7 protein-coding genes and 1 pseudogene are annotated in these 8588 nt (G+C 51.5%); 2 read left to right on the top strand and 6 right to left on the bottom strand.

Annotated features, from left to right (window positions below; translation table 11 throughout):
* Positions 1-82: 82 nt before the first annotated feature.
* Genes ACVBEF_RS19265 through ACVBEF_RS19250 form a run of 4 tightly spaced genes read right to left on the bottom strand, consistent with a single transcriptional unit; the run spans position 83 to position 3588 of the window.
* The gene (locus ACVBEF_RS19265; protein WP_447125533.1) at positions 83-1222 is read right to left on the bottom strand and encodes an osmoprotectant ABC transporter ATP-binding protein OsmV; all 1140 of its coding nucleotides are present in this window, start codon (positions 1220-1222) and stop codon (positions 83-85) included.
* Positions 1222-1872 (bottom strand): ABC transporter permease, encoded by a 651-nt coding sequence (locus tag ACVBEF_RS19260; protein ID WP_447125532.1) that lies wholly within the window; start codon positions 1870-1872, stop codon positions 1222-1224. The genes ACVBEF_RS19265 and ACVBEF_RS19260 overlap by 1 nt, the downstream gene beginning before the upstream one ends.
* A 10-nt stretch (positions 1873-1882) precedes the next feature.
* A complete protein-coding gene (locus tag ACVBEF_RS19255; protein ID WP_447125531.1) occupies positions 1883-2809 on the bottom strand; it encodes a glycine betaine ABC transporter substrate-binding protein in 927 nt (308 codons plus the stop codon).
* Between the two features lie 53 nt (positions 2810-2862).
* Positions 2863-3588, bottom strand: coding sequence for an ABC transporter permease (locus tag ACVBEF_RS19250; RefSeq protein ID WP_447125530.1), 726 nt, complete (start codon positions 3586-3588; stop codon positions 2863-2865).
* 418 nt (positions 3589-4006) lie between these two features.
* On the opposite strand from ACVBEF_RS19250, the gene ACVBEF_RS19245 reads away from it, so the two are divergent.
* Positions 4007-5311, top strand: coding sequence for a DUF2130 domain-containing protein (locus ACVBEF_RS19245; RefSeq protein WP_447125529.1), 1305 nt, complete (start codon positions 4007-4009; stop codon positions 5309-5311).
* Positions 5312-5421: 110 nt separating this feature from the next.
* Here ACVBEF_RS19245 and eda read toward each other — a convergent pair whose 3' ends face one another.
* Both eda and edd read right to left on the bottom strand, forming a co-directional pair.
* Positions 5422-6069: a bifunctional 4-hydroxy-2-oxoglutarate aldolase/2-dehydro-3-deoxy-phosphogluconate aldolase gene (eda, locus tag ACVBEF_RS19240; RefSeq protein ID WP_447125528.1), complete on the bottom strand. Its 648-nt coding sequence runs from the start codon at positions 6067-6069 to the stop codon at positions 5422-5424.
* A gap of 43 nt (positions 6070-6112) precedes the next feature.
* Positions 6113-7966, bottom strand: coding sequence for a phosphogluconate dehydratase (edd, locus tag ACVBEF_RS19235; protein ID WP_447125527.1), 1854 nt, complete (start codon positions 7964-7966; stop codon positions 6113-6115).
* Positions 7967-8315: 349 nt separating this feature from the next.
* On the opposite strand from edd, the pseudogene ACVBEF_RS19230 reads away from it, so the two are divergent.
* Positions 8316-8588 (top strand): annotated as a pseudogene (locus ACVBEF_RS19230) (hypothetical protein); the annotation flags it as partial.

Genomic DNA, 8588 nt, shown 5'->3' with positions numbered 1-8588 from the left:
GGTTCCTTTCCTTTGGCGAAGCGAAAGAAAGGGACTGGCTGTCGGGCCGCCCCCGACAAGCCTCCACGGAGTAGTAACAGCATTAAGTAACGATGACCGCCCCAGAACGCCGCGTCCGCCCCGAACTCAAATAATCCGCAATAGAATCCTGCGTAACCTCCCCCAAATAACTCCCATCCTCATCCATCACCGGCATCCAACTAGTACTGTGCTTATACATCTTAGAAAGCACCACCCGCAAATTCTCGTCCGGCGCAGCACTCACAAAAAACGGCTTCACTTTCGAAGCACACTCCCCCTGCGCCCCCCGCGCATCCCGGCGCAAAACAAACCCCATCGCATGATTATCAGCATCCGTTACCGTCACATAGCGATAATCATTTTCATCCATTAACCCATAAGCAGCAGCCAGCGTAGAATCATCGCGCACTGTCGCCGAAGTAGTCGCCGCATCCCCCGCCCGCACCAACAACAAACGCTTCAAGGTCGCATCCTGCCCGACAAAAGACCCGACAAACTCATCCTTAGGACGCGCCAGTAAAGTATCAGGATGATCAATCTGCACCAACTTCCCAGCCCGAAAAATCGCAATCTTGTCACCGAGCTTGATCGCCTCGTCAATATCGTGACTCACCATAATGACCGTCTTATTGAGCTGCCGCTGCATCAAAAAAAACTCATTCTGAATCGATTCCCGATTAATCGGATCAACCGCCCCGAATGGCTCATCCATCAGCAACACAGGAGGATCAGCCGCCAAAGCACGAATCACCCCAATACGCTGCTGCTGCCCACCGGATAACTCGCGCGGATAACGTTTCAAATACAGCTTGGGATCAAGCGCCACCATCGCCATCAACTCCATGGCCCGCTCACGACAGCGCTTTTTATCCCACCCAAGTAAGCGCGGCACGACCGTAATATTTTCTTCGATGGTCATGTTCGGGAACAAACCGATTTGCTGAATGACATAGCCGATATGGCGACGCAAAGTCACCTCATCGATGCCAGTGGTGTCCTCTCCATTTAAGAGCACATGACCAGAAGTCGGCACAATCAGACGATTGATCATTTTGAGCGTGGTGCTCTTACCGCAACCAGAAGGTCCCAAAAATACACAGATTTCGCCTTCTGCAACCGTCAAACTGACCTCGTCGACGGCTTTGACTTTAAGACCATCTTTTTGGGTAAAAACTTTGCTTAACTTATCGAGAACTATCATTATTTTTGCATCCCTTTCGGTGTAAGTACGCGTTGCAGAGCCTGAAGTAGCGCATCGGCGACAATCGCCAGAACACTAATCAATACCGCACCAACGACGAGTTTTTGCATATTGCTTTGACTAATCGCATGCAAAATCAGCACGCCCAAACCGCCCGCGCCGATCACAGCAGCCACCGCCATGACGCCGATATTCATCACAACGGCAGAACGCACGCCGCCTAAAATGACCGGTACCGCCAAAGGCAAATCAACTAACCGCAAGCGCTGCCAGAAGGTCATGCCAATACCGATGCCAGCCTCCTTGACGCCCTCCTCGATCCCATCAAGGGCCAAATAGGTATTACGCATGATGGGAAGCAGTGAATATAAAAATACAGCCGTGATCGCCGGTAATGGCCCGAGTCCTTGCCCAAAACGAGAGAATATCGGGATCATTAAACCGAATAAAGCAATCGACGGCAGCGTCAGCACCACGGTAGCCAAACCCAGCATCGGACTAGCCAGTCCCGGATGACGAATCATCACAATCCCGAGTGGCACGCCGACCAAAATAGCCACACCCACAGCGATGCTAACCAACATTAAATGCTGCACGGTGAGATGCAATATCTCAGGCCATGCGCCGGAAAGATAATCAAAAAGTGTCATTCTGTAGTCCTCACAGTAAACCTTCGGCACGCAGAAATTCTTCAGCCACTTTTTTTATCGGCTGTTGATCGATATCGACTTGCTTGTTCATTTCAGCCATTTTTTGGGTATCGATTGTGGCCGCCAGAGCGTTCAACTGTTCGGCCAGTTTTGGATTCGCAGCAAGCACCTCTTCACGTACGATGGGTGCGGCGGTATAGAAAGGAAAGAAATGTTTGTTGTCTTCTAGTAGCTTCAAATTAAAGCCCTCAATACGTCCATCGGAAGAATACGTCAACCCGACATACAACTGATCGTTGCGCAGCGCTGTATAGACCAGTCCTGGATCCATTTGCTTAACTTCGCTACGATCAAAATGCATATCGTACAAAGCCGATATCGGCACCAAACCATCCGGGCGCGAGGCAAACTCAAAATCAACACCAAACAAATGTTTTTCGTCGGGATTTTTCTGGCGATCTGCGGCAATTTTATTGGCCAGATCTTCTATCGTTTTCAGACCGTCTTCTTCGGCCCGTTTGGCTGGCACTGCCAACGCATACGTATTATTTAATCGCGATGGATTAAGCCAGATTAAGTGCTCAACAGCGTCTAGCTTTTTGACCAGTGCATACGATTGCTCCGCATCGAGCTTATCAAAGACCTTATGAAACACGATCAGCGATCCGCCCGTGTATTCCCACACAATATCGAGCTGACCGCTTTCTATCGCCTGCCGCATAATAGTTGAGCCGAGACCGTTTTTCAGGTCCACGCTATAGCCTTTAGACTGCAAATATAGCTGCGTCATTGAAGACAAAATAAGCTGCTCGGTAAAATTTTTGCCACCAACCACCAGCGTAGCTGCGGCCGCCGATGTTGCTACTGCCACACTCAACATACTGAACAGCATCGCAAGCAGAATCTTTACAAGACTATTTTTTTTGCTATTTTTCATACTGCCTATCCTTTCTAAAAGGTGCATCCGAATACACGTATCAACAATGTCGATTAACGTAACAAACCACGTTTGCGCAGATAAGCGTTGCTGCCCATTGAAACCATGGCGTCAAGCATCAACGCCAGCAACGCCGTCGCAGTAGCGCCCAGCAAAAGCTGATCATGATTATTTAAATAGATACCGGGAAAAATAAGACTGCCAAGACTCTCGCCGCCAATCAAGATCGACAATGGCGCGGTCCCGACGTTAATTGCCAGGGCGGTACGGATGCCGCCGACGATAATCGGGATCGCATTCGGCAATTCGACCCGAAACAAGACTTGATAAGGCTTCATGCCGATGCCTTTGGCGGCGTCGCGCAAGGCGGGCGGTACTTGTTTGAGTCCCTCATACGTATTGCGCACAATCGGCAACAACGAGGCCAGCCACAAAGCAATAATCGACGGCTTGTCGCCGATACCGAAAAATGCCAGCGCAAGCGCCAATACAGCAATCGACGGGATCGTATTGCCGATATTAAATATCTGCATGAATTTTTCTGCATGCCGCGCACAGAACGGACGGCTGAGCAAAATTCCGGCGGGCAAACCAGTGGCCAAGGCCAATAACATCGACCAGCCAACTAACTGCATGTGACGCATGGCGTAATACACCAGATCACCCTGATAATGCGCGATAGCCTTGATACCGACGGTCCAGCCGATACCCGCCACCACCAATACTGTGATGGCGATGCCGACGATGGCATTACGAGCGCTATGATCGCTATTGGCCATGTTTTCTCCCTAACTGCCAGTCGTTCCAAAATACAATGCACAGAAAACACCTGCGCATGCAAGAACGCACGAGCATGACAAAAGCTGTCAATTAATTTATCCCATTCTGACATCCCGAAAGGACCGTTCAGAATAGGGCGACTGCCGCATTGGGGCGGCAACTGAATTGCGAGAAAATCTCGATATTTACTGAAACTCCGATATTTATCAGAGCGTTGGACGACCCGCTGATGCAGGCCACGAAACAAAACTACGCCGTTTTGGGGTGGCGCAAGGTTTTTAAAGAGGGGCTTAGTCTAAAGAGTTTTCTTGATAAAGTCTAGTAATGACTTTATTAAAAGCTATTACCGGAATGTCTATTGAGGGCTAAAATACATCCAAATTTATTCTTAATCCATTCAAATCCACGGAGTAAGCGATGACAGAACCGACCATTTCCTGCCCGAATTGCAAGACCGAAATCAAACTAACAGAATCGCTCGCGGCTCCGTTAATCGCCGCCACACGCAAGCAGTTCGAGCAACAAATCGCCGAGAAGAATGATGAAATCGCCAAACGCGAACTAGGCATTCGTGAAAAAGAAAAGCAAATCGCAGAAGCCAAACGCAATCTGGACGAGCAGGTGTCCGATCAGGTCGCCGCGCAATTAAAAGCCGAACGTAGCCGCGTGATGGCCGAAGAGTCAAAGAAAGCCAAACAAGCCAGCGCAGCAGAGCTAGACGCCAAAGCGCTGGAACTGACTGAACTGCAAGAAGTACTCAAAACCCGCGACGCAAAATTGGCCGAAGCCCAAAAAGCACAGGCCGAGCTGATTAAGAAGCAGCGTGAGTTGGACGATGAAAAACGCGAACTGGAACTCACCGTCGAAAAACGCGTGCAAGATGGCTTGAGCGAAGTACGCGTCTCAGCCAAACGCGAGGCCGAAGAAGGACTGAAGCTCAAGGTCATGGAAAAAGACCAGACGATTGCCTCTATGCAGCAAAAAATCGAAGAGCTCAAACAACGGGCCGAGCAAGGCTCGCAACAGTTGCAGGGCGAAGTGCAGGAATTGGAGCTGGAAAATCTACTACGCGTGAAGTTTCCGTTTGACGTGATCGAACCTGTCGGCAAGGGTGAATTTGGCGGCGACGTACTGCAACGCGTGGTAAGCCAGACTGGTCAGCCCTGCGGCACGATCCTGTGGGAATCCAAGCGCACCAAGAACTGGAGCGATGGCTGGCTAAGCAAGCTACGTGAAGATCAGCGCACCGCGAAAGCCGAAATTGCCGTGATGATGAGCCAGGTGTTGCCCAAAGGCGTTGAAGCCTTCGATGTCGTCGATGGCGTCTGGGTGACCAGCCCGCGCACCGCGCTGCCTGTGGCTACGATGCTGCGCCATTCGCTGCTGCAAGTGAGTATGGCCCGGCAAGTCTCAGAAGGTCAGCAAACTAAGACCGAGATGGTGTATCAATACCTGACTGGTCCACGATTTCGCCAGCGCATTGAGGCCATCGTCGAAGCATTTTCTTCCATGCAGACAGATCTGGACAAAGAGCGCAAGGTGATCATGAAGCAATGGGCCAAGCGCGAAGAACAGATAGAGCGCGTTATGGGTGCAACGGTTGGAATGTATGGCGATTTGCAAGGTATTGCAGGCCAGTCTTTGCAAGAGATCGACGGACTTGAATTTCAAGCGCTGGAGTCGGACGACGTGCAACCACTGACCACGCTGGCCGACGCATAACTTACAATCATCCACTATAAAAAAGCCCCCTACCGCGATTCGATGATCGCTCTAGGGGACTTTTTTTTATACCAGTCAATCAAGGCTGACCGCATACCGACAAATCAATATCAGGAAACCCGCAACCCACTAGCCGCCAACGCCAACGCCGTAATCCGCGCCCAGTCGCCCGACTCCAGCGCATCCTTAGGCGTCAACCACGACCCACCAACGCAAGCAACGTTTTTGCATGCCAGGAATTGTGCAGCGGTCTGCTGCGAGATGCCACCGGTCGGGCAAAACATCACATCACCGAGCGGTCCGGCGATGGCATTGAGCATGCCAACGCCACCGGCTGGAACTGCCGGGAACAATTTCAATTGACGGAAACCCGCTTCACGCGCTGCCATCACTTCTGAAGGCGTCATCACGCCCGGCAATAAAGGCAGGCCGCTGGATTTGGCCGCGGCGATCAGGGCTGGCGTTAAGCCGGGCGAGACGCCAAAGACTGCACCGGCGTCGCGTGCCGCAACAAATTCTTCTGGTTTAGTAAGTGTGCCGACACCAACAATCGCGCCCGGCACTTCGGCCATTGCGCGAATGGCAGCTAAGCCGTGGACCGTGCGTAGCGTTACTTCCAGCACGCGAATACCACCGGCAACCAACGCCCGCGCCAATGGAACGGCGTGGGCAATGTCATCAATGGCGATGACAGGGATCACAGCGGAGGTGCGCATGATGTCGAGGACTTCGTTGTCGTACAAATAGTGAGATGTCATATCGATGCTTTCTTATATTCGTCAAAATAATTGAATGATGGGACTACGCAACAACCACTGTTTCCAGTTCCAACACCGGCGGCAAGTCAAAAATAGTCGCGCCATCTTCTGCTGCACTAATCGCGTTACGGAACACAGCAAATAATTCACGCCCCATGCCGACCTGGTTAGCGCTCAAATTGACGACTTCGACCTGACGTTGCGCCCACTCTTCTGCAGGGACCAGCGCTTCAAGAATGCCATGCTCGGCGTCCATCTTGATCATGTCGCCAGTACGTACCAGCGCCAACGGGCCACCGGCTAAGACTTCGGGCGTGACGTGGATCGCCGCCGGGACTTTGCCTGATGCGCCTGACATGCGGCCATCAGTGACCAAGGCGACGTGGCGACCTTTGTCTTGTAAGAGTCCGAGGGCCGGGGTCAATGCATGCAGTTCTGGCATGCCATTGGCGCGTGGCCCCTGAAAACTCAGTACTGCGATAAAGTCGCGATCCAACTCACCGGCGCGGAAAGCTTTCATGAAGGCTTCTTGCGAATGGAAAACGATTGCCGGAGCTTGCACGATCCAATGTTCTTTTTTGACTGCCGAAATTTTAATCACGGCCCGACCCAGATTACCGGTCAACAATCGCAAACCGCCATCAGCGGAAAACGGCGCAGCGGCGGTGCGCAATACAGTGTCATCGCCACTTTTTTCCGGGGCCGGTTTAAAGACAACCGCCTTGCCATCCAAAAACGGTTCAGCGCAATGGGCGCGTAAACTGTCACCCAGAATTGTCGTTACGTCTTCATGCATGAGACCCGCATCGAGCAATTCGCGAATCACAAAACCGGTACCGCCAGCGGCGTGGAAATGATTCACGTCGGCGTCGCCATTCGGATAAATCCGCGTAATTAACGGGACCACAGCTGAGAGCGCATCAAAGTCATTCCAGTCAATCACAATCCCGGCAGCTTTGGCAATCGCAACCAGGTGCAAGGTGTGATTGGTCGAACCGCCAGTTGCCAACAGCGTGACGATGGCGTTGACGATACTTTTTTCGCTCACGACATGGCCGACCGGGCGGTAGTTACCGCTGTGGTCAGTGATGTTGAGCGCCTGACGCCCGGCTTCTGCGGTCAATGCATCGCGCAAAGGCGTGCCCGGCGTAATGAAAGCGGAGCCGGGAAGATGCAGGCCGAGCGCTTCCATCAGCATTTGATTGCTGTTGGCGGTGCCGTAAAAGGTGCAGGTGCCGGCGCTGTGATAGGACTGCGATTCGGCCTCTAACAAACCGGCGCGATCGACTTTTCCTTCTGCATAGAGCTGACGAATTTTGACTTTTTCTTTGTTCGTCATGCCACTGGTCATCGGACCGCCCGGCACAAAAATCGCTGGCAAATGACCGAAATGCAGCGCCCCGATCAACAGACCGGGCACGATTTTGTCGCAAATACCGAGATACAAAGCGGCATCAAACATGTTGTGCGATAGTGCAACGGCGGTTGCCATCGCAATTGCGTCACGTGAAAACAACGACAGCTCCATGCCCGGCTGCCCTTGCGTGACACCGTCGCACATCGCTGGCGTGCCACCGGCAAACTGCGCAACACCACCGGCAGCGCGCACGGCGTCTTTGATAATTTGTGGGAAATGCTCGAACGGCTGATGCGCCGACAACATGTCGTTGTAAGACGACACAATGGCGACCGAGAGGTCTTTATCTTGCTTGAGACGCAATTTGTCATTCACAGGAAAAGCAGCAAAACCGTGCGCAAGATTGGTACAAGATAATGCGCCGCGCTGTACGTCTTTGCGACGGGCAATCTCGATACGGGCTAAATAAGCACTGCGATATGGCTGGCTGCGCGCAATGATGCGCTCGGTAACTTTGGCGACGCTGGCTTGGATGGACATATTGTTAGATCCTAAATAGATATGCGAAATAAGTGCTTAAATACCGTGAAAATGAAATTTTACTACAAATTATCATTGTTCTTGTTTTGATTTACTGGATTTTTCTTATTCCCACTACAGAGAGAAGAGTCGTTATTTTTCAACAGTTATTCTACGACAACAGACACGTCAGAACTTGCGTAAAATTGTTCTACCGAGGCACATCTTTGATGCCCGTCCACAAATAAGGGCAGCGAACTGGCGTGCGCATATGAAACACATACCCAAGAATAATCTGTACAATTTTGTAGTGAAATTACCATAAAGATTGTATAGTCATACACACTAAAGCTGCCATGAGACGACGGACATGACCCCTACTGCGCACAATAATACTGCTGGCATCACCTCTGATGTTGCTACCCTTACTACTTTTTCAGCCTTGCAAGCCCATCACGCTGCCACCGAAAAACAAACGCTGCGTGAGTTATTTTCAGCCGATCCGCAACGTTTCAACACATTTTCGCTGGAAGCTGCCGGTTTATTTTTGGATTACGCCAAGAATACGCTCACAACCGAGACCATGTCTTTGCATCGATTCGTGCTTGTCCGTGGTACTCGGCATAGAACTACTGAGTCGGAG

The organism is Glaciimonas sp. GG7, from assembly GCF_052976905.1.
Note: the sequence above shows the minus strand (reverse complement) of the source record. Positions and strands in the feature narration are given on the sequence as shown.

Bases quoted from the DNA above. Each gene is read 5' to 3' on its own strand.
- ACVBEF_RS19250 (WP_447125530.1), bottom strand. From the start codon at position 3,588: ATGGCCAATAGCGATCATAGCGCTCGTAATGCCATCGTCGGCATCGCC.
- edd (WP_447125527.1), bottom strand. From the start codon at position 7,966: ATGTCCATCCAAGCCAGCGTCGCCAAAGTTACCGAGCGCATCATTGCG.
- ACVBEF_RS19265 (WP_447125533.1), bottom strand. From the start codon at position 1,222: ATGATAGTTCTCGATAAGTTAAGCAAAGTTTTTACCCAAAAAGATGGT.
- eda (WP_447125528.1), bottom strand. From the start codon at position 6,069: ATGACATCTCACTATTTGTACGACAACGAAGTCCTCGACATCATGCGC.
- ACVBEF_RS19255 (WP_447125531.1), bottom strand. From the start codon at position 2,809: ATGAAAAATAGCAAAAAAAATAGTCTTGTAAAGATTCTGCTTGCGATG.
- ACVBEF_RS19245 (WP_447125529.1), top strand. From the start codon at position 4,007: ATGACAGAACCGACCATTTCCTGCCCGAATTGCAAGACCGAAATCAAA.
- ACVBEF_RS19260 (WP_447125532.1), bottom strand. From the start codon at position 1,872: ATGACACTTTTTGATTATCTTTCCGGCGCATGGCCTGAGATATTGCAT.